We start from the raw sequence: 26185 nt of genomic DNA, 5'->3' as shown, positions 1-26185 counted from the left end.
AACGTATTCGCACCGATATGGCTAAAACCTAAAACTGCGATATAAATTTCCATGCTTCGCCGGGAATCCATGATTTAGATTGGCCCCTGTCTTTTTGGGTGGGGTAATGGTCACCGTCGAAAGCGCACCAAGTGACAGGGAAGCCATCATCACAGCCTTGGTATTCGGTACAAATATGCGAGCCACTGCCATTAGCCGGCTCTGGTGCATTAGTCGCGCTGCAATTGTTGTTGGCCGCAAACCGGTCACGCAAGCTGCGCCCTTGTGAAATATTCAGCACAGAATCGGAAAGGCCATGGGCACCAAAGTAGGCGATGGGAGTGGTTCCACCATCGCAGCCACTTAATTGCGCGCCAGCGTAAAGCGCCACACCGCGAAATACATCACCGCGGGCACAGGCAATAGCGTTTGACATGCCAGCACCATAGCTAAACCCTGTGGCAAAAATGCGCGACTTATCAATGCATAGCTCACTTTCAAGCTCTGCCAATATGGCATCGGTAAGGCGAATATCAGCACCGCCGGTATTCGCCCAGCCGCTATTAAGGCCCTCTGGTGCAACAAAAATGGTGCTGTTGTCGGCTAAGTCCCACAGCCCGTAGAAAGGATCATCTGTAGAGCCGCCCATGCCGCCGTTAGCAACTTGTTCGGCATTACCGTTTAGCCAATGGTAAGCCATCACTAAACGATAAGGTGTTTGGTTATTGTAGTTAGCCGGTGTGCGCAAAATGTAGCTACGATTACCGCCGTTAACGCTAATGTTACGGCGCCCGTCTTGTAGGGTTTTTGATGTGCCGCAACCTATGCTGGGTAGTGCTTCGCCCGGCTCTGGCGTTGGCGGCTCTTCAAAAACACCACCATCGTTCGAGTAAATGGCAAAGCCACTAAGGGTGGCATTATCAATGGCTGTATCGAGCTGAAGGGTTAAAGCGTTATCAGCCACCGACACTGCGGGTACTATCACATCGTATGCTGTGTTGCCGCCCACCTCTTGAAATATATCGAGGTTTTGCACCGCAGGCTCGCCTTCAACTGTCGCGCTGAATAGCCGTGAGCCAGTGGTTGTTTGGTACATTTCTACAAAGTGTAATTTAACGCTGTAGGCGGCATTGCTAACGGGAATTTCATAGCTTAGTGTGCCGTAACGTTCGGTTTGATACAGGGTGTCTTCATCGGTGCCAGCAATGGCCGAGGTTGTGGCGTTCTGCGTGCCGCCACGGGCAAAGCGGTCTGCTTGGTATTCAACCCCGCCAAGCGTGGTCTGTGGCCCGCCCACATTTACTGCATAAACCAACGTGGCACCGGCTGGAATAGTTTCGCCAACACTAGAGGCACTGCTACTTGCAAGGCTAGATACCGCAATGGATGAGCTCGCCGGCGGCAAGCTGCTTGACGAAGAGGCCGTGCTAGAAACAATAGGCACAGCTGAAGAGCTTGCAACCACTGCGCCGCCATCGCACCCTGCAGCGGTAAAATTTAACAATAAAGACAATCCGGCCAACCGGTTGAATAGGCTCAGTTTATTCATTTTATGTTACTCGTTATCTAGTGGGGTGAATTAAAATAACGCAAGCTGGCGCACCGAATTTTTAATACACATTTTTAGCACTAAGGTTTCGCCGATGCGGTATTAAGTCACTGGACGTCTCGCTATCAAACTGCAGCCACACACTCGTACCTGCTGTTTAACAAAACACCACTATAGCGTCAGCTAAAAATTCAAATGTGTGGATATTGTGTGCTTGGCGTTTTCTATGCGCAATTTCACAAAATGCATGCCCCATCAAAAATCGTATTAAGGGTATATAAGGTTTTTGATATTTAATTTTTGGGTCATTTTGAGGGTAAGAATGTCCAGCCATGGCCTTTGCATGGCGCCAATAATTGAATTTCATTTATTGAAGCTGCGCATGACGGTGTAAATGTGGATTACACGATACTGGGTTAATAATAGCGTCGATTATGTGATTGATGGCGATGCTGTTCTTGCGCGCGCCGATCCAGCTGCCGGTTTATCTGATCAAAATGGCGATTCATTTGATCGCGTTGGCGATTAATCGAGTCGCGCTCGCGGTTTAATGCATCGCGTCGTTCGTTGGCTATGCGCGCTATATGTTGGTGATCGTGCCAATGGTGGCGTTGCTGCCAGCGATCTATTTCACGATTTTCAAAATCTAGTGCGCGCATTAAGGCATCGAATTCTCGGTGCCCTACCTGCCGCTGCTCGTTTAAAGCGTCTCGTTCGCGCGCAATATTATGCTGCGAGTATTCACGGTCATTCGAATAGTCACGATGCTGCGTACGGTATTGTTCACTACGATGATGGCTATGCTGTTTATGCGCCATACTTGGCAACGCCATTGTAATTAAGGTGCCAAATAGGAATGCGGAAATAATAGCGTTATGGAGAGTTTTCATAGTGCCTCTGTGCGATAGGTAATGGTTATCACCGTGTGATTACTACCATAAGGCGGCGAGGCTGAATAATGGCTTAAAATTACTAATAATGATTAATTTCTACAGTGATATGCACAAGCTCTTTGTGAACGCTTAAAGCCTGCCTAACGGCATCGGCAGTAATATTATTAGTGGTAGCAAGCGCTAGGCTACAGCTGTATTTATGTTGTGCCACACGGGCCACATGAATGTCAGTAACTTTGGCACTAAATTGATTTGCAATAACACTGCTTATTTCTTCGACTATGGGCTTGTCCATTTCGGCATCTAATAAAATACCGCTGGTTTCCCGCAGTAAACCGTAGGCCCAAACGCAAACAACAATAGCCCCGACAATTCCCATTACTGGGTCCAGCCAGCTGGCGCCCCAGAGTTTGCCGCCAATCAGGGCAATAATAGCCAATACGGAAGTTACCGCATCAGTAATCACATGGATATAAGCCGCACGCAAATTTAAATCATGATGACTATGACTATGACTGTGACCGTGATGGTGATGGTCTTCTTTTAACAGCCAAGCACACACTAAATTTACGGTTAAACCCACACAGGCTAGTGCAATTGCTTGGTCGTAATAAATCGGGCTGGGGTTTAACAGGCGTGCAATAGATTGAAACAGCATTAAGCCGGCAATAGCAACCAAAAATAAAGCGCTGGTATAGCCGCCTAAAATTTCAATTTTCCATGTGCCAAGGCTAAAGCGTTGACTTTGAGCAAAGTGCCTTGCAGCGCCATAAGCTAATACAGCTAGGCCCAACGCTAGCGCATGCGAGCTCATATGCCAGCCATCGGCAAGCAATGCCATAGAATTAAATACCCAGCCGCCTGTAATTTCGGCCACCATCATTACCAATGTTAACAATAATGCCCAGCGGGTATTGCGCTCCGCTAAAGGATTGCCTTGATTAAAGTTGTGGTTATGCCGCCACTGGTCGCTTGGGCATGGTTGCGCCCCTGTCGCTGTTGATATCGGCATAAACAATGCTCCGTACTATTAAAGAGGTATACTATACCCCAGTATAGTAAATAGAAAACAGGATGGACCACAATGGCGCATATTGAGCACAATCAAAAGAAGTTACTCAATCGGGTTAGGCGAATTAAAGGGCAGGCGAATGCATTGGAAATAGCGTTAGAGGACGGTAGCGATTGCTTAGGGGTACTTCAGCAAATAGCGGCTATTCGAGGAGCCGTAAATGGTTTAATGAGTGAAATGCTAGAAAGCCACATTCGCGAACATTTAGGGCCAACGGAAATGACAACCGAGCAACGTGGACAAGAGGTTGACGATGTGGTGAAAATATTAAAGTCTTATTTAAAGTAGTGCTTCCTAAGCGCTAACGGTTATTGGCTTGCGGCGCTTTTGAGCGCGAATGCTAGCCATGCTATTGGAAATAATAATGGCATCGTTAAGGGCGCGGTGTTGTTTGATGTCGTTATAATCTGCAACAGTGCATTTATATTTTGTCCACTGCTCCATTTGCTGTTCGGTAAGCTTGTATTCAATGGGGTTAAGGCGAAAATCACAACTCATTCCCACGCTACTGTACAGGGTATTTAGCCAATGGTGGTCGTGGGACCAGCAATCGGTATACAGCACCTGATCAAGGCAATATAAATTAAGCTCTTGGCAAATCAGCTGTGGTGGCTTACCTCTAAGCATTAACTCTTCGCGAGTAATGCCATGAATGCGACTAGCTTTTTCCTCCCACTGGGTCCAGTGATCATGCGGGCGAATTAACGATTGGTATGTCATACCGTTATTCAGTATTAGGCCAACCTCAATAGGGTAACTATCTGGACCAAATCCTGAGGCCTCAAAGTCGATCACAGGGATATAAAAATCGTTGTTCATTATCTGCGCTCTTCATTGCTTTGATTTATTCTAAATCATGTTTTATGCCAATAATCATGTTAATTAATAACCAGAGTGTGAACGGCTTAAAGGAGTTTATAGTGGCGTTTAAATGATTATAAAAATAGCTATTGGAATGCAAAAAAAATTAAAAGGAACCAAAGTAGGGCGCGCGGATAGCCGGGGAAGGTCAAAAAATCATGGTTTAGCTGTAGTGTGATTTTCATTGTTGTAGTTGTGGTGCGCGCGCTGAGGGTGTTGCACGTTATGAGGGCGATGTGGTTCACGGTGTGGCGCGTTAATTGGTGTAGGGCATACCTCTGAAGCTGCGATTTTTAGTGATAGCGGAGTCACTGTTTTGCGACTCGATAATTGCTTTACACTAGGTAAACTGTGATTCTGGCCATTGGCTTCCAAGCCACTTCAGTCATCGCGGTACTCTATTGCCTAGGGTGGCATGTATATAGGTAAAGTATTAGCATTTGTCAGCCGTCAAAAATTACTATTTTTAGAGGCGCCCAATATTCTGAAATATTAATGCGGCAATAAAAAAGCCCAGCTATTTTAAGTAGCTGGGCAAGGGCCGTATTGTATGGGGTAATACGACGGTTTAGGGAAGAATCACTTTATCAATAAAATGAATAATGCCGTTGCTGGCTTGTATATTAGTGGTTACCACTTTGGCATCTTTCACAAATAATTCACCATTATTAAGTGTTACAGCTGCGGTATTACCATCGGCCATTGTTAGGCTGGTTCCGGCGGCGGCAATAGCGGCTGTGGCTTCAATTTTTGCGCCTTGTACCGTGTGATAAAGCAAAATATCCCGCAGTTGATCTGGATTTTGCGCTAGTGCATTTAGCGTGTCCGCGCCTAGTGCTGCAAAAGCATCTGCTGTTGGTACAAATACGGTGAATTGTTCGGCGGTATTGGCTAATACGGTATCTAGCCCCGTTGCCGAAAATACAGTTTGCGTGGCTTGCTCGTTCGCTACGGCGGCATCTACGCCCGCATTGATTAAAGCAGATGATAGCGCAGAAAACACGCCAGCTTTTACAGCCTCGTCGTAAATAGTGGCTGGCGGTACGATTACTGTATCTACAACATGGATAACACCATTATCAGCTAGTACATCGGTAATGATGACTTGCGAATTGTTAATGTAGAGCTTGTCACCCACTAAGTTAATGCTGACATCTAAACCATTGGCTGTGCCTATTGTTGTACCTGCTGCGTTAATGGCAGCGGCCGAATTAATATTGGCGTCACCAATGACGTGATATAGCAAAATGCTACTAAGTGTGTCTGTATCGGCTAGTAAAGCGTTAATTGTATCGTCACCTAGGAGCGCAAAAGCATCATCAGTTGGCGCAAACACAGTATAGGTGCTGTCTTTATTAGCTAGCGTTGCGTCTAGGCCTGTGGCTTGCAAGGCGGCCACTAATGTTGTGAAGCGACCATCGGCAACAGCTACGTCCACTAAAGAGCCTTTGGGTGGCATTAATACTGTGTCAATTAAATGCACGGTTCCATTGTTGGTAACAATATCTTTCGTGACCACCTCGCTATTATTTATCCATAACTTACCGTCGGCATAATTTACGCTGACGTTATCGCCATTAAGCATGGGTACTTCGCCGCCGGTTAAACTAATTGCTGTAATCGAATCTACATCACCACCGGTATACACGTGGTAGGTTAGTACATTTGTTAGGGCAGTTGTATCGGCTAATAATGCGGTTAAATCATCGGAATTTATTTTATCAAAGGCGCTATTTAGTGGCGCAAATACGGTATACATCTTAGTTTCGTCGGCTAGCGCATCGACTAAACCGGCTGCTTGTAAAGCTGTAACTAGCGTTGAAAGCTCTGGTGTTGCGATGGCTGCATCCACAATTGTGCCATCTACAATGGTTGGCGTGGGTGGTGTAATTACAGTATCGATCGCGTGAATTGTTCCGTTGGATGCTTCGATATCGGTAATAATAACTTTGGCATTATTAATATAAATCTCACCATTTTGTAACGTGATGGCAATATTATTACCATTTAACATTTCTTGTGTGTTGCCGGCTAAACTAATGGCTGTTCCAGAATCTACGGCGGCGCCGTTTATTACGTGATATTGCAGAATGTTTGATAAGGTATCGGGGTTGGAAAGCAATGTATTCAGGGCGTCGCCTAATTTATCAAATGCATCGTCGGTTGGCGCAAACACTGTGTAGGTTGCGTTGTCATCATTAAGTGCTGTGTCTAATCCTGTGGTCGTTAAAGCCAGCTCTAAGCTATCAAACCGATCATCGGCTGCGGCTATTTCGAAAATAGAATCTTTCATTTCAACAACGGGTGGTGTTGATGAATCATTATTGCCACCGCATGCCGCAAGCGAAAGAACGGCAGTTGCTAATGCGAGTGTTTTTATTTTTTTACTAATCGGTGTGATTGGATGTGATATTGATGACATTTTATTCCCCTGAAACCCATTTAAGTAGCGTTGATAAAAGTGTGGCGATAATCTATTGGGGTGCCTCTTAGGCAGCCTGATCAGTTGTACTAGGCAAAGAAGGGGTTAGATGAATTGTTTGAAGATTTTTTTGTGTTTAATCACAATAAAGCTATTTTTTTTGATTATTTGTAAAATGAATAATCTTTTTTGAGCATAAGAGCGTAATGGTTAAATTGATGTGAAGCGGGAATACGCTTACCAGTGATAGCCGCCACCTATAAAAATCCCCTGACTAGTGGCAAGTATACGAGCAGCGCTAATGTTGTAATCAATATCAAAATATCGGTACCCAATATGGGATGACCAGTGGTTATTGATGTTAATGCTCAGCTGCGTTGTGATATCCAGCGCTTTATCCTCCGCAAACTGAATATATGCCACAGATATGTCCCAGCGTGTATGGTGGCTTAAGCTTTTATGTATGCCAATATCGAGCATGGGGATGACGCTATTTATATCGATATTGGCAGATTGGCCGGCGGCGTTCCCTAATGTTACCCCTGCTAAAAAGCGGCGTATTTTTAAGCCTGCTTGTAGGTTAATTGTATTAGCGGTCGTGCTGTAAAAAGCCGTAATGTCGACATGCGATAAATCAAGTTGGCCCACTACATCACCTTCTAAAGTAACCCACTCGAACAGTGTTGCCGTAATAACGCCTTGGCCTTTGGCGCTGCTTTGGGTGTACTGTATTTCGAATTGCGGTAAATACTTAGCGTTGTGCACTAAGGTATAGCTTAGCTGCAGGTCGTTTTCGGGTTGGATGTTAAATTGGCCATCAACATCAATAATATTGCCATGGCTAAAAACACTCGCTTGGTAATTTTGATGCCACACTTTAAGACTCAGCGTAGAATCAAAACTTACCGCAGTATTATTGCCCGCAAGGGTGCTATCAGAAAAACCAGCGAGAGCTAGCAGGGCTAAGCTATAGCGAAACAGGTTATTGTGAATGCGCATGGCGGTTTATTGTGTGATGTATGGGTAGCCTAATGTACATGGCTGTTGGGGCAATGTCATGTAGGCCGGTAGAGGTTGTTATTAGTTAGCTTAAGTGTGTGGTGCTTGTTGCCATGGCAACTTGGTTGCGGCCGTGATGTTTTGCGTGGTAAAGGGCTTCGTCTGCACGCTGGAAGACTTTTGTAAAGCTCTCGTCAGGTTCTAGTGTGGCACCGCCAATACTAATCGTGAGGGGAATAACAACATCACCAAAAGTAAAAGTAGTTGCCTCGGTGCTTTTACACAGTGTTTCGCCAACCGCTTGCGTATTACGCGAGTTATATTCTTTTAATATTACAATAAATTCTTCGCCACCCCAGCGTCCTAGTTTACCGTCATCGGGGAGTGCATTTTTGGCAATCTCGCTAAAGTCTTTTAATAATTTATCGCCAGCTTCATGGCCGTAAGTATCGTTAACGCGCTTGAAGAAATCTAAATCAATAACCAGAACAGAGTAAGGTGTGTGCTTGCTATGCCAGCGCTCTACGGTTTGGTTAATGGCTAGGCGATTAGGCAACTCTGTAAGGGTGTCAATAATGGATAGCCGTTGATAAACAGAGCTTGTAGCAACAATCGCCAAATACTTTTTCACCGCAATAATAATACTGTAGAGAACAATCACATAAATAATATAGGCCCACCAGCTTCGCATTAAGGGAGGGCGAATGCTGAAAAAGACTTGGCTAGAGGCTTGCCCCCATATGCTATCAGCGCTTTTGGCGCGAACCTCAAATATATAGTGCCCATCGGGTAAGTTAGTAAAGTAGGCCTGGTGGGTATTTTCTAGTGATCGCCAAGTATCGTCAAAACCCACTAACCGATAAGAGAACTGGTTAAGCTGGGGGTGATAATAGTTGCTAAGTGCAAAGTCGAACCCGATAGTATTTTGGTCAAAATTTAATATTAATGGTTGGTCTTTATTGGCTTGGTAAGTCAATAAATGAGGCATAGATTTTGTGAAATTAATAGATATACCAGTAATGATGGGCGGTGGGCTAATGCGAAAAATTTTGAGTAGCTGTGGTTTAAAAAGTGCCAACCCTTCTTTACCGCCCAAGGCCAAAGTACCGTCGCTTAATACGGTGCTAGAGTTACGGTAATAAATATTGCTGGCCAAACCATCGTATTTTTTAAATACGCGGTCTACTTTGTCTGTACCGGCTTTAATAACGGCAACCCCGTTTGGGGTTGCTACCCAAATATTATGATCTCGATCCTCAATAATAGCATTGGCGGTAATGGCCGGTAGGCCTTGCGCCAAACCAATATGACGATATTGCTGGCTGATAGGGTTAAAAATACTAATGCCGTTGCTGCGTGAACCGACCCATAATTCGCCATTACTATGGGCTAATAAGGCTAAGAATTGCTCACCTTTTAGGCTGTTATCGTTGCCCGTATCATGGGAGTAAACTTCAAAGTCGTCGGTATTTTCACGGTAACGAGCTAAACCTTTAAAGGTTGCAAACCAAACATTGCCACTGGCGTCTGTTTCTATATCGCGTACCATTTCCCACGGGAAGCCACCTTGGCGAAAAGGTGCTGGCGGGTAATGGTTAATTTTGCCGGTAGGTAGGTGAATTTTGTTGACGCCGTTATTGTGAGTGCCAAGCCAAAGGTTATCCTTTTTGTCTCGCTCTAACGCCCATATATGATCGCTGTGAATCGGGTTGGTTGCCGAGTGGGTATTGTAAGTTTTCCATGTGTCGGTATCGATATTGTAGTGCAGTAAGCCTCCTGCCCAAGTGCCAACCCAAATATCGTTACCTATACCGTTAGCTAAACTAAGCGCGGCTGTTACTGTAAGTTGGGGAGTATTTTCGGGGGTAAAGTTGCGCAGGGGCTCCCCCGCTTTAGATAGCCTGCTAAGCCCGCCTTCGGTGCCTACCCAAATATCATTTTCGCGTTCGAGTATCGATAATATCGAATTATCGGCCAGCCCCGGCTGTAATGTACTTTCTTTAAATAACCGTTTTCCGCGCTCTAGGCCGCGGTAGTGAAAATTTAAAATGCCAGAAAATGTCCCGACCCAAAAATTACCTTTTTTGTCGGTGTAGGTGGCGCGCGGTTTGTTATTGTGAATCGAGCCTTCTATCGAGGGGTCATAGGGGTAATGACGAGTTTCCAATGTTCGGCTATTAATATGCCACAAGCCGTTAAAATCGGTAGCCGCCCATATATCTTCTGTGCTGTTACCACTGACAGAGACAACACTTAAACCGATTTTTTTCTGGATATGCTCGGGCAGTTTAATAAAGGTTTCGGTGGCAATATCTTGTTGATATAGGCCGCCTTCCATTGAGCCGACCCATAAGGTGCCATGCTGGGGAAAAAGGCTAAAGGCATCCATGTACGGTAGCTTTTTAGGGTTGTTCGGATCGCGGGTATCGTGGTCGTATAGGGTTGCTTGGTGCGATTGTAAGTCTATTTTGGCTAGGCCGCGGGTAGAGCCCAGCCACAGGTTTGTGCCTTGCTGTGCCATGGACTCAACGTGAAAGTTGGGATCAAGGTTGTTGAGGAACGGCGGAGTCACGCGCTCGAGTGTGGCAAGGTTAAGAACAGCAACACCGCTGGTTGTACCGATAATTAACTGGTTGTTTAAGCGCTCTAGGGACGACACATCGTTGCCGGGTAAAAAACCATTGCTCTTATTAAACTGCGAAAATTGCTGGCTGCGAATATCAAAGCGGCTAAGACCATTGGCAGTAGCCACCCATAAAATATTGTCGTCTTCAAATAATAGATCGCGCACGAAATTGCCAGCAATACTGTTGCTATTGCCAACGGCAGAGCGGTAAATGGTGGCGCGCTGCCCTGTAAAATGCGCTAGGCCGTTTTCACCGCCAGCCCAAATAAAGCCGTGGCTATCTTCGGTGATTACTTGAATGCCGCTAATATTGCTTTGGTCATTTGAAAAATCGGCAATATCAAAGCGTACAAATTCTGCCGGGCTAATGGCCCATGCAGCAGGTGCACAGATGCCGCAAGCTAAAGCCAAGGTAAGGGCGTAAAGTAACGCAAGCCTAAACCCTACTGTTAGCTTGCTTAGCATTACTTAGGCTGCCTTAACAACGCGGTTGCGGCCGTTGGCCTTGGCTTCGTATAGCGCTTGGTCTGCGCGCTGGAACAATTCATTAAAATTCTCATTTTCATGGTGGGTGGCGCAACCAAAGCTTACGGTCATTTGAATCAGCTGTTCGTTAAAGATAAACGACTGCATCGCCACCGATTTTTGAATGCGTTCTGCAATGGTGTGTATCACCTCCATATCGCTGGTTTGGCAAACGATAAGAAATTCCTCACCGCCCCAGCGGCCTAATAAATCGGTATCGCGTGTTTCCTCTGCAGCAATGTGAGAAAACTCTTTTAATAATAGATCACCAGCGTCGTGCCCGTAGGTATCGTTAATGTGTTTAAAATGATCAAGGTCGGCAACGATAACGCTGAACGGTAAGTTCTGATGCTGCCACTGCTCTACGCGGTTGTTTAATGCTATGCGGTTGGGTAGCTCGGTGAGCGGGTCTTGTTGCGAAAGCTGTTCGTAAATAGCGCTGCGCGCGCGTACAGCCATGTAGTTGCGGTAGGCGGCAAAGCCCGCGTAAACAAAGCATGCGTATAGAATATAGGCCCACCATTGGCGCCAAGGTGGCGGGGCAATGGTGAACGAAAGTTGGGTAACTTGTTCACCCCAATCGCCATTAGCGCTTTTGCCTTTTACCTCAAAGGTATAAGTGCCTGGGTCTAGGTTGGTGTAGTTCGCCGAGTTGTAGCGCATGGTTTTTTGCCACTGTTGATCTAGGCCTTGTAAGCGGTATTGGTATTCGTTGAGTTGCGGTAAGTAAAACTGATTAAGGCTGAACTCAAAGCTAATGGCATTTTGGTCGTAACGTAAGGCTTTGGGTAAGGCGCGTTCGTTTTGCCAATATTCTTTATCGTATGTTTTGCCATGGTTAATGCGAATACCCGATAAAACAGTGCTGTTAGACAGCCGTTTTTGCTCTAACAAACTGGGGTAAAAAATACTGAGCCCTTCTTTGCTGCCAATCCAAATGCGGCCATTGTCATCAAGCAGGTTCGCATTGCGGTTGTGGTTGGCGCCGGCCAGCCCGTGTACTTGTTTATAGGTTTTAAGGTCAGAAAGGTCGCTGTTAATTTTCACTAAACCTACAGGGGTGCCTGCCCACACGTTACCCTTGCTGTCTTCTAACAAGCTGCCCACACTGGGGCTTGGCAGACCCTGCTTGATACCAAAGTGCTCAAAGGTTTTGCTGGCCGCGCGGTAAATGCTTAAGCCTGCATCGCGAAAACCAATCCATAAATCGCCGCTGGAATGGCTTAAAAGTGATATGGCTTGATTGCTGGCAGGGCTATTAATGTTTTGATTGTTGTGTGTGAATAAGTCGAATTGATCCAACTCTGGGTTATAGCGCGAAAGGCCGTGTAGGCTGGCAATCCATAGGGTGCCGCTGTTGTCTATGCAAATATCGCGTATGAACTCGCCAACCACGCCAGGGTATTTTGTCTGGCGGCCACTTTGATAAGCGGTGTTGTAGGGGTAGTGAGTAACATGGCCATCGCTAAGGCGAAGCTTATAAATTCCTTTTTTTTGCGAGCCTACCCACAGGTTGCCTTTGTTATCATTTTCGAGTGCCCAAATATAGGTGCTAGGAATGCGCTTGTTGGGGTCGGGATGGTCCAGCAAGTTGTGCCATTGCTGGGTTTCGGGGTGGTAGCGTTGCAAGCCGCCTCCCCAGGTGCCTAACCACAAGTGACCTTGCTGGTCGCGCTCTAAGGCTAATACGGGGTTGGCCAGTAAGCCGCTGTTCTCGGTGGTCAAGCTCAGCCTGCTGCCATCGCGTGCATCGAGCAAGTTTAGGCCGCCCTCGGTGCCTACCCAAACATTCAGCGCATCGGCCGGCAAAATACTTAGTACCGAAGAGTGGTTTAGCCCCTTGTGAAAGCGGTTACTTTTTTTGTAGCGCACAAAAGTTTCTTGCTCTCGGTTGTAGTAGTCCAGCTCCCCGGTGAAGTGCCCAACCCATAGGTTGCGTTCGTTATCTTCATAGGTAATGCGCGCTTTATTAGAGCCTAGGGCTTCAAATACGCTGGGGTCGTGCACATAGCCATCGACCTTTGCAGTGACACTATCGATGCGCCATAGCCCAGAGCTGTCGGTGCCAACCCAAATAAAACCGCGCGAATCCCCGCGCACGCCCCATACATCGTTGGTGACAAATGGAATGTCGGCCTCGGGGGAGGCTGAATACTGAGTAAACTTTTGGTTTTCGTAGTCCAGCCGCATAAAGCCACCACCTAGCGAGGCCAGCCAATAGGTTTTGCCATCGTAAGTGAATATGCCGCGCACATCGGCATGGGGAATGCTGTCGGGGTTGTTAGCGTCGGGAGTGTAGTAAGTAATCGTATTGCTGGTGAGGTCAATCTCAATCAGGCCCAAATGGCTGGTGCCTAACCACAGGGTATCTCGGAAGACAAAGGCATAGCGTATGTGTAAAAGCTCTGGTAGCTGGTGGACAAATGGCAGTGTTTGGGGCTGCAGGGTGTGTTTATCCAGTATGGCTAGCCCTTCTGTGGTCGCGGCAAAAAGTAGATTGTTGTATAGCGCTATAGACAACACATCGTTGCCTGGCAGCTGCCCTGAGTCCTTATTTACATTGTCGAACAGCCCTGTCTCTAAGTTTAACCGGCTAATGCCACCAACGGTTGCCACCCATAAGTAGTCGTCGCCGTCGGGGATAAGGTCTTGCACATAGTTGGCGCCAAGGCTGTTGCCTGAATGGGCACGGTACAAAGACACTTTATGACCGTCGTAGCGCACAAGGCCGTTTTCGCCGCCCACCCACATAAAGCCGCGCTTATCTTGAGTAATGGCGGTAATGGCGCCCACATTAGTTTGGTCGTCTGTGTATTCGCCAATCTCAACATGGTGAAATTCGGCATAGGGGGCCAGCTGCATTGTAAAAGCCGCAGCCGAGCTCGCCAGCCCAAACAGTAGCGTAAAGTGGTAAAGCATTGAGAGGGCAAGTCGTATCATGGAGGTGAAAACACTACATCCACAACAAAGCGGGAATGGCCATCAACGGTACGCTTAAAAAATATTGTGCCGCCGAGGGCTTCCACAACGCTTTTAGCAATGCTTAAACCCAAGCCGGTTTGTTTTTCGCCTTTGGTCGATTTTGCCGAAAGCTTGCAAAATGGCTGAAACAAATTGGCGCTATCGCTATCGCTAAGGCCCGGCCCAGAGTCGATAACTTGTAAGCGGAAGTGGGTATCGCTGAGGTTGGTTTTAATCCAAATATCGCCTTCAGGCGGTGAGAATTTAATGGCATTGCTGACTAAATTATCAATCACCTGCGAAAACTTGATGACGTCGATGGAGGTTTCAATGTCGTCATCAAAGTGTGTGTGCAGCACAATGTTTTTATCATCGGCGTGAAAGCGGAGTACTTCTAGGCGATGGCTGATTAGCTCGTTAAATTGGCAGGGCACAAGGTTGAGCTCTTGATGGCCGCTTTCGATGGCGCTGATATCCAGTAAATTTTCTAGCAGCGCGAGCATATCGCTACAGTTGCTATTGATCATTTTAGCGACTTGAAAGCGACGCTGATCGCTGATGCTATCTTTGGCTAAAAAGGCCGCCGATGCCTTAATGGCGCCAATCGGGTTGCGCAGGTCGTGTGCTGCCATGCCCAAAAAACGGTTTTTCACTTGGCTTAGGGCATGCAGGCGCTGGTAGGTGTCTAGCCGGTCGGCGCTGTGGTTAATGCGGCACAGAAGTTCTTCGTTACAAAAGGGTTTATGCAAGAAGTCGACGGCGCCGGCTTTCAAAAAGGGTGTAGAAAGCCCGCTATCGGACATGCCAATAATTTCTAGGGCGTCATAGGAGTAATGCTCGGTTAGCTCGCCCGTTAAGGTTATGCCGTTCCCGCCTTCCATAAAGTGGTCGACGATAACAATGCGGATGGCGCTATGTTCACGCAACTGCTGATAAGCCTCCTCAACATTTTGCGCTAGGTACACATTAAAATTTTGCAGGCGCAATGCGCGTTCGATGTGTTGGCGAACAGTGTGCATATCGTCCACGACTAACACGCCAATGTCGCGATTGGCGTTAAAGCGGCCTACTGCCCACACCACATAAGGCAAGCTATTGGGAGTGTCTTTGTGTACGTAATCGGCAATGCCCATCTTCCATAAGTGCTCGGAAGACATGTCGTTAGTGCCGGTAAATACCAACGTCGGGATGCCGGAATCCACCACAAAAAAGGCCGCTTCGCCGTGCACTGCATCAGGTAGGTGTAAGTCGACTATTGCTATGAAGTATTGTTTGGGGTTTGTGATGACTAACTTACGTGCATCGGCCAAGGTGCTCGCAATATCTACCTCGAAGCCATACTCCTCGACAATGCTGTCGTGCAGCATTGTCGAGAAGGTGACAGAGTCTTCAATAATGAGAACTTTATTAGCTGGGTGCATCGTCGGCTCGAGCGCGGTCCTGTTACTTAAACCTTAGCTCAAACACCATACTTTGCTTGCTAAACAGCGATGATCACATAGCAGTGTTAGTTATAACCTGTCGGCTTTTAATCAAAAAGAACGTTGCGATGGCCGAGGTCGCAGCACTAAAAAAAGTAGGACGCATCCAAGGTTAAGTGATCGGTTTTGCGTACAGACATAATCGGGTCTTCGAGGGTATTGCTGTCGTAAAAGCGGCCATCGAGTGTGATTACCCAGTTATCGCCAAAGCGCCGGCTGGCTTCGATAAAACCGATTTGGCTGCTGCTATAGTCGAGGTCTTGCACTAACCCTAGCAGCAAGCTGCTATTTTGAATGTCGTTAAGTGTTAAGCGCGCGCCGACGAAAAGGTCGTTTTGGAGTGGGTCAAGGCCGGCTTGGTCGAGGTCGTTGTGGTGGTATTCGGCCAGTAAGCCTAAATCCATGGCGCTATCGGCAATGCCGACTAAGGTGTACTCAAAGCCTGCTGTGATGGCGGTAAAGTCTTGTGTAAAAGGTGTTAAGCCTGTTGGTAGCCCTTGATCGCGAGTGCTTTGGTGTATGGCTTCTAACTTCCAAAGCCAAGAATCCAGCGTTGCTTGTACTTCAAGGCCGGTTTGTTGAATTTGGCTGTAGTAAGGTAAAAATACGGCATCACCCTGGGGGGATGCGCCAGCAACCAATAACGGTTCGCGGTCGGTGCCTACGAAGTGCGATAAGCCGATATCCCAAATATCAAAGGTATGGCTGTAGCGTAGCGCCCAATCAATGTGTTCTTGCTTGGCAGAGGATTGATACTGAGCATTGTCGATATCAACAGGCAAGGGCAAGCCGATATAGCCGTCTTTGCCTTCAAAGGTGCGCTCGCGAAAATACGGCAGCACAAAAGCGTTAAGCGTGCCCCAATCGTGTATGCGGGTAAGTTGCAGTAACGGTTGGCCCAGCTTTTCTTCGCCATCGGGTGATTCCACCGCATCGGTCTGGTTGATGATATCCACGCGGTGAGCCGATTCTGTTACCCCCCAAAACACTTTACTGACGCCAGCGCGTACTTCCCACGTATCGGCATAATAGAGCCAAGCAAATTCGCGTAAATCGATATGGCTGCGTTCGCTATCGGTATCGTCTGCACGGGCAAAGGCTTTGGTGGTAAAACTGTGGTTACTGGTTTCGCTTTGCCAGTAAAGCTCAAGCTCGCCAAAGGCCGAGGCTTGGCTTTTTTGGAACTCGGTAAAATAGCGGGCTTCGGCGCCGATGTTGCCTTTAATATCGAGCGCCCAAGTGGTGCTAGTACTCAGTGCAAGGGCGATAGCGACACTGTATTTATTCACAACAATTCCTTAGATCTGTGCGGACGAGGGGGTGGAAGGGTAGCGCACATCGACGCCGAATTTAAACGTATTTATGTTAATCAATATTGGTGGGGCCAGCTATTGTGGTGCAAATATTCCGGTGTGGCGCAAACACTCAAGCGGCTTCTGGCCTTAAGCTTTCCATGTAATCACACAATGTTTGATTCAGCTGCCGCAATAGCGTCACCGATTGTAAGCACTTGGTTGTACCGGTGATGCCTTGGTGCGAGCTAATAATAAACGTGGCGACAATATCTGGGTCGATATTGTTTCTGACGGTACCGTTATGCTGGCCAAAAGCTAACGCGGTTGTTAATGTTTGCTGCCAATAGTTGTAAATGGCGGCAAGGCGGGTTTTAAAGCCTTCGTCTAGGCCGCACATTTCTTGCGATAAATTATTCAGCGGGCACCCGCGTACTACGTCGTCTTCGGTTATCTGGTTAGCAAGCTCGGTCAGAATTTGGCAGTAGGCTGTAATCGGGTCTTTTGATTCTGGGAGGCCGTGCAATAATTGCTTTTTAATGGTGAACAACACTTCGTCGACTACGGCATAACCCAGCGATTTTTTGCTGGGAAAATGGTGGTAGAGCGCGCCTTTGGCCAAACCCGTTTTTTGCAGTACGTTTTCGATGCGCATGCCTTGAAAGCCGTTTTCGTACATTTCCGTAAAAGCGGCTTCTAGAATGCGGTCGCGTGTTTGCTCCGATTTTGCATCGCGACATTGGCGCATGCCAAAGGTCTTGAGGTAAATGGACTTGGCGAATTCTCGCACTTTGCAATCGCTCATACTGGTATCTCTCACATCAAAAAACGGGCTTGCAGAATGGTACTAGCGGGCGCGCTTGAGCGCACTTTGGGTAAAGTCTTTGTCATCAATTCCGTTTTGAAAACTGTAGTTTGTCCAATCGAGCTGGGTGCGCTTGCCGGTTTGGTGATTTTGCACCACGTATTCCATGGCGCGCCAATACTTATCTAAATATTGTTTGTACTGGTTGAATTCCAGTGTTTTAAGGTGCGAGCCTTTGCGGTCGTAATATTCAGTTTTGCGAATAATGTATTCTTTTTGATCGATCCACACCTCTAGGTATTGGTAGCCAGAGTGCTCGTATTGCGGCACATACTTAACGACAAAAACGGGGTACTCGCCTAAGGTATCGTCGCGCAGGTATTCGTAGCTGTACTTTTCAATTTCGAGTGAGGATAAGTCTTCGAATGCGAATTCACTGCCTAAAAACGGCCCTGATTTATTGGCCGAGCTAATGCGTTTAACGCGTTTAAGGGCAGGCAAATACAGCCACTGTTGGTCGGCCTCAAGTGCGTGGGAAAAGGACAAAAAAGCGGTGCCTTTTACATCGCGTGGCTCGTGGAAAATAGTGAGGGTTTTGTCGCCGTCGTTTTCCACCTCTAAGGTTTGCATTTCCAGCTTGCGCTGGCTGCTGCGCCCTTGTTTATTGGTGAGTGTCATTTCCATGGTGGCGTGGCTATCGCCCCAACCGCTATCGCGGGTTTGAACCTCTGCTGCAATTGTGAGGCCCTTTTGAGCGTTGTCTTCGGCTAAAGCCGGGCTGCCGATGAGTAAGCCCAAACTAAAAGCGCAGGCTGTGGCCAGTTGGCTTAAGGGTGTAAAAAGGGTGGTCATAATGGCTCCATATTTAAATATTAACGTGCTCGATGAGCCCATGCCGCACAGTGCGGCATGGTGTTGTGGCTTAGGTTGCGTTAGGCGACGGAATTTTCGATATTGCCGATATTTTCTGCGCTGTGGTTGGTCGTCGCACCACTGGCGGCGCTTTGGCGATGTTTACCTTTATCTAAAGCCATCAGTAGTGGCGGCAGCAGTAGGAAATCCACAATGAGTGCAACCGCGATAGTAAGCGCGGTAACAATGCCCATGTCGGCATTGAGCTTAAACGTCGATAATGCAAGCACCATAAAACCGGCAACCAGCACTAAGGTAGTGACCACTAATGCTTGGCCAACATGGGTAAAGGCGTATAGGCAAGCCTCTTGTGCGCTGTAGCCTTTTTCGCGGCGGGCACGTAAGTACTTACTTAAAAAGTGCACGGTATCGTCAACAACAATACCGAGCGTCATACCGGCCACAATAGAAACACTCATACCAATTTGGCCGTTAACTAGCCCCCAAATACCAAAGGCAATACCGGCCGGCACCAAGTTGGGAATTAAACTGATAACGCCAATTTTGAACGACCGTAAAGCGGCAATTAAAATGAATGAGATCAGAATTAAAGCGATGGTCGTGCCGCCAAGTAAACTGTGTGCATTGCGCACGCCAATGTGAGCAAACATTAAGTTAGGGCTAGCGGCATCAACGCTATATTCAGAAGCGTTTTGCGCAAGCCATTGGTTAATGGATTTTTCTAGTTCGATAACCTGGTTACTGCTAAGGCTTACCGTTGACATGGTGATACGCGTAGCCGATTTATCCACATCGATTTGGTTGTTTAAATCGAGGCCATAAGGCAGTGACATTTCGTACAGTAATAAATACTGTGCGGCGAGTTCCCGCGAATCAGGTAGCTTGTAATAAGCTGGGTCGTCGCCGTGCATGTTTTTATTGAGCCGCTTCATGGTATCTGTAAGGGTGAAGACATGGCTCACTTCGGGGTAGCTTTCTAAATGCTTAGAAAACGCCTCTACTTTATTCAAGTATTGTGGCTCAGCTATGCCACCGGCCTCGCCAGATTTAAACGAATACTCAATGGTGTAAGGGCTGACTAAGTGCTCGGATGCGTAATCGGTATCTAGGCGGAAGGGCACGCTTTCGTCAAAATATTTAACGAATTCGTCGTTGATTTCGTTTTTAGGCACAAAAGCGGTAAACATTACACTAATAGCCAGCATGCCCCACAGCAAGGGTTTGCGGCGATGAATAACCAAGGCGCCTAATTTACCCAGGCTGGTGCCATAGCTTTGGTTAAGGGCTTGGGGCTTCACTTTTACGGGTAATACCGCAATAAGTGCCGGCAAAAACGTGACGCTGAGAATAAACGCCAGCATAACGCCCAGCGCCACAATATTACCCAAGTGCGCAAGTGGCGGTACTTCAGAAAAGTTCATGCTTAAAAAGCCAAGCGCGGTGGTTACCGAGGTAAGGAAAATGGGCATCATGTTTACGCGCAGGCTTTCAACCATAGCTTGTTGTTTATTTAAGCCTCCACTGCGCATACCCCATAAAAAGGTAACCAATAAATGCACGGCATCGGCAACGGCCATGGTTAATATGATGGTTGGTGCAGAAGCTGTGGGCGGTGTGAGTTTTAACCCCATCCAACCAAAAATACCCATGGCGCCAGCAATGGATAACATAATAATAAACACCGTGCCCACAGTGGCGCTAACGCTGCGTAGCAAAAAGCCAAGCACAATAATCACCACCAAAAACATCAGTGGTACCAGCGTGGCCATATCGTTTTGAGCGGCTTCGGCGAATGATGCGTTCATCATCACAATACCGCTTAAGCGCACTTCTAAATTGCTATCACGGGCTTTGAGCTGCTCGGCTAAATCGCGCACAAAAGCGGCCGCTTCTGGTACTTCAGTCAGTTCTTTACCTGGCAGCTGTAAGGTGACATTCACACCGGTAACCGTACCGGTATCGTCTATTAAGCGCTGAATCAATAGCGGCTCGTTAACCGCAATGTCTTTGATAGTTTGTAAGTCTGCAGGCGCAAGAGTATCGGTATTAAGAACCAAGTCAGCCACATTGAGGTCGTCTTCGATGGCCTCGGTATGCTGGAAATTGGTGATGGAGTCTACTCGGGTCGAGTAAGGCGTTTGCCACGCTTGCTCTGTTAACCACTGAATACTCGCTAGCGTTTTAGGGGTGAAAACATTGCCATCTTTGGGGGTGACCACAAAGAGCACATTGTCGGATTTATCGTAAGTATTTTGCATTTCTTCGAAAGCGGCGAGCTGGGGGTTCTCCTTGGCGAAGAAAGCGCGGTAATCATCGGTAAACGCAAGGTTTTTACCGCCGCTTGCAGCGACAAAAATAATGGCAAGGCTAGCAAGCAGAATTAACCACCGAAAACGGATTACGGCTTCGGCATAACGGGTTACAAAACTCTGTTCCACAGGGGGCTCCTTGTGCTGAGGTAAACGTAAACAGACTAGTTGGTCGGGTGCAATTACATGACAGACCAACTGGTCTGTCAACAAGAAATTTGAATAATCATAAGAGTGCTATATATCAAGATGTTATCTATAACGAGGTGTTAATAGCCTAGGCTTAAATAGTGAAATTGCCAGAAGCTCGACGCATTCACCTTTCTTACAGGTAATATATGTAAGAATGGATACTGATCAATACGACCCAGCGTTCACAAGGTTAATGCATTTATTATTAAATGTATAACGAGTGAAGCGGTGAGTGTTATCAATAAAGGAAATTACACAGTCTTTCGCTATGCAAAAATGCTTTTTGACAAAGATAGTCATAGCGACAATATTGATATGAGAGTTTGTCGCAAACGCTCGTAAAAGGAGTCACTTATGTTAGATAGTCCAACGGTTGAAACTGCCCCCCAGCACACATTGAATAACGGCTTTGCGCCTTTGGTTGAATACGTAGAGCGCAGGAAAGGCATGGAGCCAATTCCCGAGAGTATCGACCTCTATCTTAATACGCCGCAACTTGATGCACTTCAAACTATGGAATACTTTGGCTGGGAGCTGGCATTTGTACGGCGTAGTGACTTAAACAATATTATTCCCGTGATTAAACACGACAAAAAAGGTGAATTTGCCGTGCTGACCAGCGAAGGCGATATTATCCGTTCGCCGGATATTGGCATTAGGCACTAATAAAACAGCTACGCCTCATAGCTAAGGTGAGCTATGAGGCAATGTATTTTCAAAGTATTAAGTTGGGTTTAGTTTTCGACTTTTGTTAAAACATATAGCTTTGTAAAGTACGGGTTGTCATCTTCGGTGCTAATAGAGATACGCATCGTCTCATCGGTGTAAACTTCGCATAATGTGCCGCCACCGAAAAAAAGCCTTACAACAAAGTCGGGGACTATTTCTACAGATTCAAGCCCCGTCTGCATTGCAATAATCCCTGCCTCTTGCAGTTCGGGCAGTTGCCACAAGTTGAGATCTGCGGGCCTTGACGATAAGCCTGGGAATTGCGTGAATTGCACGTTTAAACATTGATCATTTTTGCTATCGAAAGCAAATTGTCCCCTGAGCATACCAATTTGTTCCTCACCGGTTTCGGCATTGGTAAGCGGGGTTACATTGTAGTAATAGCCGTCCTCAAAAATCACTTGAAAAATTTCGTCGGGTGATATGTCTGGGTTTACACCTTGTTGGCCACTGTTGTAATCGTAAGGCCCCCATACTTGCTTCCAAGGTTGGGCTACTAGCCCAATGCGCTGCGCAACAGGTACTTGTGGCGCCAATGTGAGTAGCTCGGCTAGGAGCGGCTCGAAGCTAGCGGCCAATGTGAAGTCAGTGTCTTCAATGCCTTTATACGATTCCGCCAGCATTAAAATATCATTTTTAACTTCCTCTACACTGCGACGCTCGGGTGGAAGTAAAACCTTATTAATACCGTGGAGCACACCATTAGTTGCTTTATTGTCTGCATCTGTCACTTCGACACCATTTATGAATAGACGCTGATCTGAGCGGTTCACGCTTAATAGAATACCGTTGCCGCTGGCAAGTGTTGTGCCTGCGGCTTTTAAAGCCCTAAAAGCATTCACTTCAGATTCTGGTAATAGGTGGTAGAGCAAAATATTCTTAAGCGTCTCTGGATCTTGTAACAGAGCGTTAACGGTATTTTCACCGAGTGCGCTGAATGCGCTATTGGTGGGAGCAAACAGAGTTTTCCGGCCGCTCTGGGCGAGCGCAACATCTAGGTTGGTAGCCTTGAGCGCGGCAACAAGTGTGCTGAACTGTGCATCATTTTCGAGTATTTCTAAAACCGTGTAATTCACCGCTTGTGATTGATAGGCTCTTTGTAATGCTTGGTCTTTGTCTTCGCCGCCACAGCCTAAAAGCCCCAAGGTCAGTAAACAGAGCAGAAAATACTTGAAGTGAATTGGAATAGTCATTGCAACTAGCCTTATAAATAATGATTTAAAAGTCTGTTGCAGTTACGTCGACATTGAATATTTAGATGTATGAATGTCAGAAAAGTGTGAGGCAGGTCGTTTTATAATGCGGTTTGAATGGTTATACCGGCCTGGCTGAGCGCCAGAGCTGTTGTTGCGGGGTAGGACGTTGTGAAAATGGGCACTTTAATAAATGCATTTTAAAGTGCGTCACTTAAGGTGCGGTACCTAAACTTCGGTAACTGTCATGCCAGAAATTAATAGCTTCCCGCTTTTTGCTTTGATCAGTGATATCTCTACAAAGCTTTTTGTTTCTATTATTTCATCGTCTAACGACATATTTTCGCTTGCATCATAAGATGCAAATGCTCTATTCAAGCCTTTTTCTGTCGTAATAGTCAAATTGCTAATTGTATAAGTGTGACCGCTGGCTTTCGCGGCAACGCTTTCAATTAAGGCTTTGTATTTTTCCTTTGAGAACTTTAATGAAATATTGGTTTTGACACCTTTAATGGATGTTTCTCGCGTCATATTGGCAACCACTATTATGTCGTCGGTATAGTGGTCCATCATCGCGTCGACGTTACCGGTAAGGTACAGCTCTTTAATTTCCGAAAAAAGCTTTAGTACCGTGCTTTTTTTAATCGTGTTTTTATCTTCTTGGCAGCCCGCAAGGAAAAAGAGAATCAATGCGCTTAAGGTAACTCTAAAAAACATACTCACTACTACTTTGGTGTGGTTGTGCAATTGATACACTGGATGGTGAAGCCTAATTCGGGGAGATCACCAGCTAATCGCCATTCATAGGATTGGCCAGCATCAAGCTATTGAACCCCTGTTGGCTATTAAAACCGGATTATCGGCACTGCAGGGTGATAGCGTGCATTCGCGGCTATTGGTTAATGAAAGGCGGGCTTTATGTCATAAAATGAGCTTTTAGTCTATTCATCTTCCCAATTGTGTAGAACATTCGTTGCGCTAATAGCAAAAGTGGCGACTCTGTGAACTGGCATGGTAAAACGAGTAAAACCCACACCTATAAACGCAACTTATGCTATCGTTTTGCGGTTGCTTACTCTCATTTTTTGAGGAGCTGTTCATTTTTGGTGCGGCATCGTATGCGCTGTTGGTTTTACTTTAAGTGATTTTTTGCATGATTACTCGTTATTCTTGGGCTGTATTAGTGATGTGTTTTTTGCTTACCTCTTGTGTGGGCGATGCGCCAGATAACTCCCCTTATAGCGATATCTTTTTTGTTAATAATACCCATCAAACACTAAATGTTCAGGTACAACAAAGTGGTGATGCATTATTGCAGCAAAGCCAACAATATACCGTGCAGGAAAAAAGCATTCCACCTTATAGTACGCAGCTTATTCTTCGCATTAATCGCCAAGATTACTCCGTAGCGGGGCAAGAGTTCTTGTTTTCGACACACGTCGAAGGCGAGCATATTAATGTTGAATTGCAGCAAAAAATTATATCTTTACAGACTGGCTCCTCGTTAAGTTTTAGCGCTTTGGTTGATAGTGCTCCGCTACCTTTACAAACCGATCAAAACATTTATCGCATCGAACTTAAACAAGCTAATGGATTAACGGCTGAGCTTGCTTTTAAAGCTAAAAACAAAGGCCTTTACGAGGATATTCATTACGTTTATACCCAGGCTTATTCGCCAGCAAAGCTGGATCCATCAGCAGATAAGCTTTCGGTGCTTAGTTATAATATATGGGCCCTTCCTTTTATATCTGACGAAATTAAAGTGCGTTTGCAGGCTATGCCGCCGTATTTACAGCAATACGATGTTTTATTATTGCAGGAGGCTTTTTCCAACGAATACGAAAATTTGGTCAATACATTAGAGGAGGAGTTCGGTTATACCTATGTTTCCAACATGTTGAATAGCCCAAACCCTAATCTATTTAATGGCGGTGTCATTTTGTTAAGCCGTTACCCTATTGTGCGGCAGGCACAGGCATATTTTCCAGATTGTGCCGGTAACGATTGCCTAGCAGACAAAGGCATTAATTACATGGAGGTGATAAAAAATGGCCGCTCTTACCATATTTTTTCTGCTCATACGGCTTCTTTTGATAGTGATATTGCACGCTTATATCGGCAGAATCAGTTCCAGCAAATGCGTGATTTTACCGAAGCTATGGAAATACCTAAAAACGAGACGGTAATTTATGGTGGTGATTTTAATGTCAATAAATGGCTATTCCCTGAGGATTACCAGCAAATGCTAGCAACCTTAGAGGCCGCCGAGCCAGAATATACTGGGTATTCTAAAGCTACTTTTGACCCGTTTATTAATGTGCATGGCTCTGCATTTGGGTCTGGCGGGGACCATATTGAATACCTCGATTATGTGTTAGTCAGTGAGCAGTATGGTGCATCAAGTTCGTTAGTTAATAATGTGCGCATTCCGCGCAGTACCTCACCTGCGCTATGGAATTTATGGGATTTATCGGATCACTTTCCCGTAGAAGCTTTTATTGAATGATGCAAAAAAAGCCCGTTATATTTAGCCTACTGATAATCACCGCTTGTGCGGGTATTGTTTTTTTCTATACGATTCAAAAGAAAAATATTAGCCCAGTCGCGATTACTTCGGCCCCAGTGGTAGAGCATATGCCGGCCCTAAACGTACCAGCATTCGCAAGTTCCAGTGTAGAGACACCTATTGATAATTTATTAGTAGATATTCATCATATTCCAAATACCAAGATTATTGCTTTTATCGAAGCTTTTTGGAAAAAGTGCCAGATAAAGAATAATTGCCAAGAGCAGCTAAGGCGAATAGAGCCCCAGCTGGAGTCCGAGCGTTACCGCCTAATAAAAGAGTACCCCGCAAAGCGGCAAGCGTTTAATGAAACCCTAGAATACGAGCTGTATGCTTTAGGCCAACCCTTAGAGCAAAAAATTGCGGTGGTGAAATCGGTTTATGACAGTGTTTGGGGTGATTTAGCGAAGGAGATTTTTTTTGAAGAGCTGGCCTTTTACGATAAAAGTTTACAGCTCGATTCGCTAAGGCGTGAAAGCCAGGGACTATCTGTTGCTGGCAAACTTCAAGTTTTCGATGCCTGGCTTGAAGAGCAGCCGGAAAACAATAGCGTAGATGCTTATGGCGCGGCTAAACGTTTTTTTAGCCAAGAGCTGCAATCGAATTCGACTTTAGCAATAAATCTTGCAGAGAAATATTTGGCTGCAGCACCTGCGCAAAAAGAAAAACAGCGTTTAGTTCGCCGCCAGGCGCAGCAAGCGCAGGCGCTAAATTATCAAAGCGCTTTGCAAGCATTTCGACAGACATTAGACATTGAGCGCAACACCAGCTTAAGCCACCTTAGCGATACTGATTGGCTGGAATATCAAGAGCGCAGAATGAAAGAATTCAAAATCAATTTCTTTCAGTAAAAATAAG

The 26185-nt window shown here is 46.2% G+C and carries 19 protein-coding genes; 4 read left to right on the top strand and 15 right to left on the bottom strand.

The features are described from left to right. Positions 1-28 precede the first annotated feature (28 nt). From MARGE09_RS20710 to dmeF, 3 genes are all read right to left on the bottom strand, one after another. Positions 29-1528: a malectin domain-containing carbohydrate-binding protein gene (locus tag MARGE09_RS20710; RefSeq protein WP_236985067.1), complete on the bottom strand. Its 1500-nt coding sequence runs from the start codon at positions 1526-1528 to the stop codon at positions 29-31. Positions 1529-1944: 416 nt separating this feature from the next. Continuing rightward, positions 1945-2418, bottom strand: coding sequence for a hypothetical protein (locus MARGE09_RS20705; RefSeq protein ID WP_236985066.1), 474 nt, complete (start codon positions 2416-2418; stop codon positions 1945-1947). A gap of 82 nt (positions 2419-2500) precedes the next feature. Next, positions 2501-3433 (bottom strand): CDF family Co(II)/Ni(II) efflux transporter DmeF, encoded by a 933-nt coding sequence (gene dmeF / locus MARGE09_RS20700; RefSeq protein ID WP_236985064.1) that lies wholly within the window; start codon positions 3431-3433, stop codon positions 2501-2503. A 72-nt stretch (positions 3434-3505) separates the two neighbouring features. Here dmeF and MARGE09_RS20695 point away from each other — a divergent pair, with 72 nt between their 5' ends. Beyond that, complete coding sequence (locus MARGE09_RS20695; RefSeq protein WP_236985062.1) at positions 3506-3781, top strand: metal/formaldehyde-sensitive transcriptional repressor; 276 nt, start codon at positions 3506-3508, stop codon at positions 3779-3781. Between the two features lie 6 nt (positions 3782-3787). Here the strand turns inward: MARGE09_RS20695 and MARGE09_RS20690 are convergent, their stop codons facing one another. The 10 genes from MARGE09_RS20690 to MARGE09_RS20645 form a co-directional block, all read right to left on the bottom strand. Then, on the bottom strand, positions 3788-4312 hold the full coding sequence (locus tag MARGE09_RS20690; RefSeq protein ID WP_236985061.1) for a 3'-5' exonuclease: 525 nt from the start codon (positions 4310-4312) through the stop codon (positions 3788-3790). Positions 4313-4922: 610 nt separating this feature from the next. Further along, entirely contained in the window at positions 4923-6776 is a 1854-nt protein-coding gene (locus MARGE09_RS20685) for a fasciclin domain-containing protein (RefSeq protein ID WP_236985060.1), read from the bottom strand. Positions 6777-7013: 237 nt separating this feature from the next. Beyond that, the gene (locus tag MARGE09_RS20680; RefSeq protein WP_236985059.1) at positions 7014-7775 is read right to left on the bottom strand and encodes a porin family protein; all 762 of its coding nucleotides are present in this window, start codon (positions 7773-7775) and stop codon (positions 7014-7016) included. A gap of 85 nt (positions 7776-7860) precedes the next feature. Beyond that, positions 7861-10866 (bottom strand): ligand-binding sensor domain-containing protein, encoded by a 3006-nt coding sequence (locus tag MARGE09_RS20675; RefSeq protein WP_236985057.1) that lies wholly within the window; start codon positions 10864-10866, stop codon positions 7861-7863. 3 nt (positions 10867-10869) lie between these two features. After that, positions 10870-13788 (bottom strand): ligand-binding sensor domain-containing protein, encoded by a 2919-nt coding sequence (locus MARGE09_RS20670; RefSeq protein WP_236985055.1) that lies wholly within the window; start codon positions 13786-13788, stop codon positions 10870-10872. A gap of 74 nt (positions 13789-13862) precedes the next feature. After that, positions 13863-15308 carry a hybrid sensor histidine kinase/response regulator gene (locus tag MARGE09_RS20665; RefSeq protein ID WP_236985054.1) on the bottom strand — a complete coding sequence of 482 codons (1446 nt, stop codon included), beginning with the start codon at positions 15306-15308 and terminating at the stop codon, positions 13863-13865. 146 nt (positions 15309-15454) lie between these two features. Beyond that, positions 15455-16657, bottom strand: coding sequence for a hypothetical protein (locus tag MARGE09_RS20660; protein WP_236985052.1), 1203 nt, complete (start codon positions 16655-16657; stop codon positions 15455-15457). Between the two features lie 136 nt (positions 16658-16793). Next, a complete protein-coding gene (locus MARGE09_RS20655; protein ID WP_236985051.1) occupies positions 16794-17465 on the bottom strand; it encodes a TetR/AcrR family transcriptional regulator in 672 nt (223 codons plus the stop codon). Positions 17466-17507: 42 nt separating this feature from the next. Beyond that, positions 17508-18317: an outer membrane lipoprotein-sorting protein gene (locus MARGE09_RS20650; RefSeq protein WP_236985050.1), complete on the bottom strand. Its 810-nt coding sequence runs from the start codon at positions 18315-18317 to the stop codon at positions 17508-17510. 80 nt (positions 18318-18397) lie between these two features. Beyond that, on the bottom strand, positions 18398-20776 hold the full coding sequence (locus MARGE09_RS20645; protein WP_236985048.1) for an efflux RND transporter permease subunit: 2379 nt from the start codon (positions 20774-20776) through the stop codon (positions 18398-18400). Between the two features lie 417 nt (positions 20777-21193). Here MARGE09_RS20645 and MARGE09_RS20640 point away from each other — a divergent pair, with 417 nt between their 5' ends. Then, positions 21194-21505 (top strand): hypothetical protein, encoded by a 312-nt coding sequence (locus tag MARGE09_RS20640; RefSeq protein ID WP_236985046.1) that lies wholly within the window; start codon positions 21194-21196, stop codon positions 21503-21505. A gap of 68 nt (positions 21506-21573) precedes the next feature. On the opposite strand, the gene MARGE09_RS20635 is transcribed toward MARGE09_RS20640, so the two are convergent. Both MARGE09_RS20635 and MARGE09_RS20630 read right to left on the bottom strand, forming a co-directional pair. Further along, positions 21574-22761, bottom strand: coding sequence for a fasciclin domain-containing protein (locus MARGE09_RS20635; protein ID WP_236985045.1), 1188 nt, complete (start codon positions 22759-22761; stop codon positions 21574-21576). Positions 22762-22989: 228 nt separating this feature from the next. Continuing rightward, positions 22990-23478 carry a Cif family virulence factor gene (locus MARGE09_RS20630; RefSeq protein WP_236985043.1) on the bottom strand — a complete coding sequence of 163 codons (489 nt, stop codon included), beginning with the start codon at positions 23476-23478 and terminating at the stop codon, positions 22990-22992. A 436-nt stretch (positions 23479-23914) separates the two neighbouring features. Between MARGE09_RS20630 and MARGE09_RS20625 the strand changes: the two genes are divergently transcribed. Next, complete coding sequence (locus MARGE09_RS20625) at positions 23915-25267, top strand: sphingomyelin phosphodiesterase (RefSeq protein WP_236985041.1); 1353 nt, start codon at positions 23915-23917, stop codon at positions 25265-25267. Next, entirely contained in the window at positions 25264-26178 is a 915-nt protein-coding gene (locus MARGE09_RS20620) for a hypothetical protein (protein WP_236985039.1), read from the top strand. The genes MARGE09_RS20625 and MARGE09_RS20620 overlap by 4 nt, the downstream gene beginning before the upstream one ends. Positions 26179-26185 lie beyond the last annotated feature (7 nt).

The sequence above is a fragment of the Marinagarivorans cellulosilyticus genome, from assembly GCF_021655555.1.
GTDB classification, from domain to species: domain Bacteria; phylum Pseudomonadota; class Gammaproteobacteria; order Pseudomonadales; family Cellvibrionaceae; genus Marinagarivorans; species Marinagarivorans cellulosilyticus.
The sequence above is the reverse complement of the archived record's forward strand: the minus strand, read 5'-3'. Positions and strand labels throughout refer to the sequence as shown.

Coding starts and splice junctions, on each gene's coding strand:
- MARGE09_RS20710 (WP_236985067.1), bottom strand. CDS start 1,528: ATGAATAAACTGAGCCTATTCAACCGGTTGGCCGGATTGTCTTTATTG.
- MARGE09_RS20705 (WP_236985066.1), bottom strand. CDS start 2,418: ATGAAAACTCTCCATAACGCTATTATTTCCGCATTCCTATTTGGCACC.
- dmeF (WP_236985064.1), bottom strand. CDS start 3,433: ATGCCGATATCAACAGCGACAGGGGCGCAACCATGCCCAAGCGACCAG.
- MARGE09_RS20695 (WP_236985062.1), top strand. CDS start 3,506: ATGGCGCATATTGAGCACAATCAAAAGAAGTTACTCAATCGGGTTAGG.
- MARGE09_RS20690 (WP_236985061.1), bottom strand. CDS start 4,312: ATGAACAACGATTTTTATATCCCTGTGATCGACTTTGAGGCCTCAGGA.
- MARGE09_RS20685 (WP_236985060.1), bottom strand. CDS start 6,776: ATGTCATCAATATCACATCCAATCACACCGATTAGTAAAAAAATAAAA.
- MARGE09_RS20680 (WP_236985059.1), bottom strand. CDS start 7,775: ATGCGCATTCACAATAACCTGTTTCGCTATAGCTTAGCCCTGCTAGCT.
- MARGE09_RS20675 (WP_236985057.1), bottom strand. CDS start 10,866: ATGCTAAGCAAGCTAACAGTAGGGTTTAGGCTTGCGTTACTTTACGCC.
- MARGE09_RS20670 (WP_236985055.1), bottom strand. CDS start 13,788: ATGCAGCTGGCCCCCTATGCCGAATTTCACCATGTTGAGATTGGCGAA.
- MARGE09_RS20665 (WP_236985054.1), bottom strand. CDS start 15,308: ATGCACCCAGCTAATAAAGTTCTCATTATTGAAGACTCTGTCACCTTC.
- MARGE09_RS20655 (WP_236985051.1), bottom strand. CDS start 17,465: ATGAGCGATTGCAAAGTGCGAGAATTCGCCAAGTCCATTTACCTCAAG.
- MARGE09_RS20650 (WP_236985050.1), bottom strand. CDS start 18,317: ATGACCACCCTTTTTACACCCTTAAGCCAACTGGCCACAGCCTGCGCT.
- MARGE09_RS20640 (WP_236985046.1), top strand. CDS start 21,194: ATGTTAGATAGTCCAACGGTTGAAACTGCCCCCCAGCACACATTGAAT.
- MARGE09_RS20635 (WP_236985045.1), bottom strand. CDS start 22,761: ATGACTATTCCAATTCACTTCAAGTATTTTCTGCTCTGTTTACTGACC.
- MARGE09_RS20630 (WP_236985043.1), bottom strand. CDS start 23,478: ATGTTTTTTAGAGTTACCTTAAGCGCATTGATTCTCTTTTTCCTTGCG.
- MARGE09_RS20625 (WP_236985041.1), top strand. CDS start 23,915: ATGATTACTCGTTATTCTTGGGCTGTATTAGTGATGTGTTTTTTGCTT.
- MARGE09_RS20620 (WP_236985039.1), top strand. CDS start 25,264: ATGATGCAAAAAAAGCCCGTTATATTTAGCCTACTGATAATCACCGCT.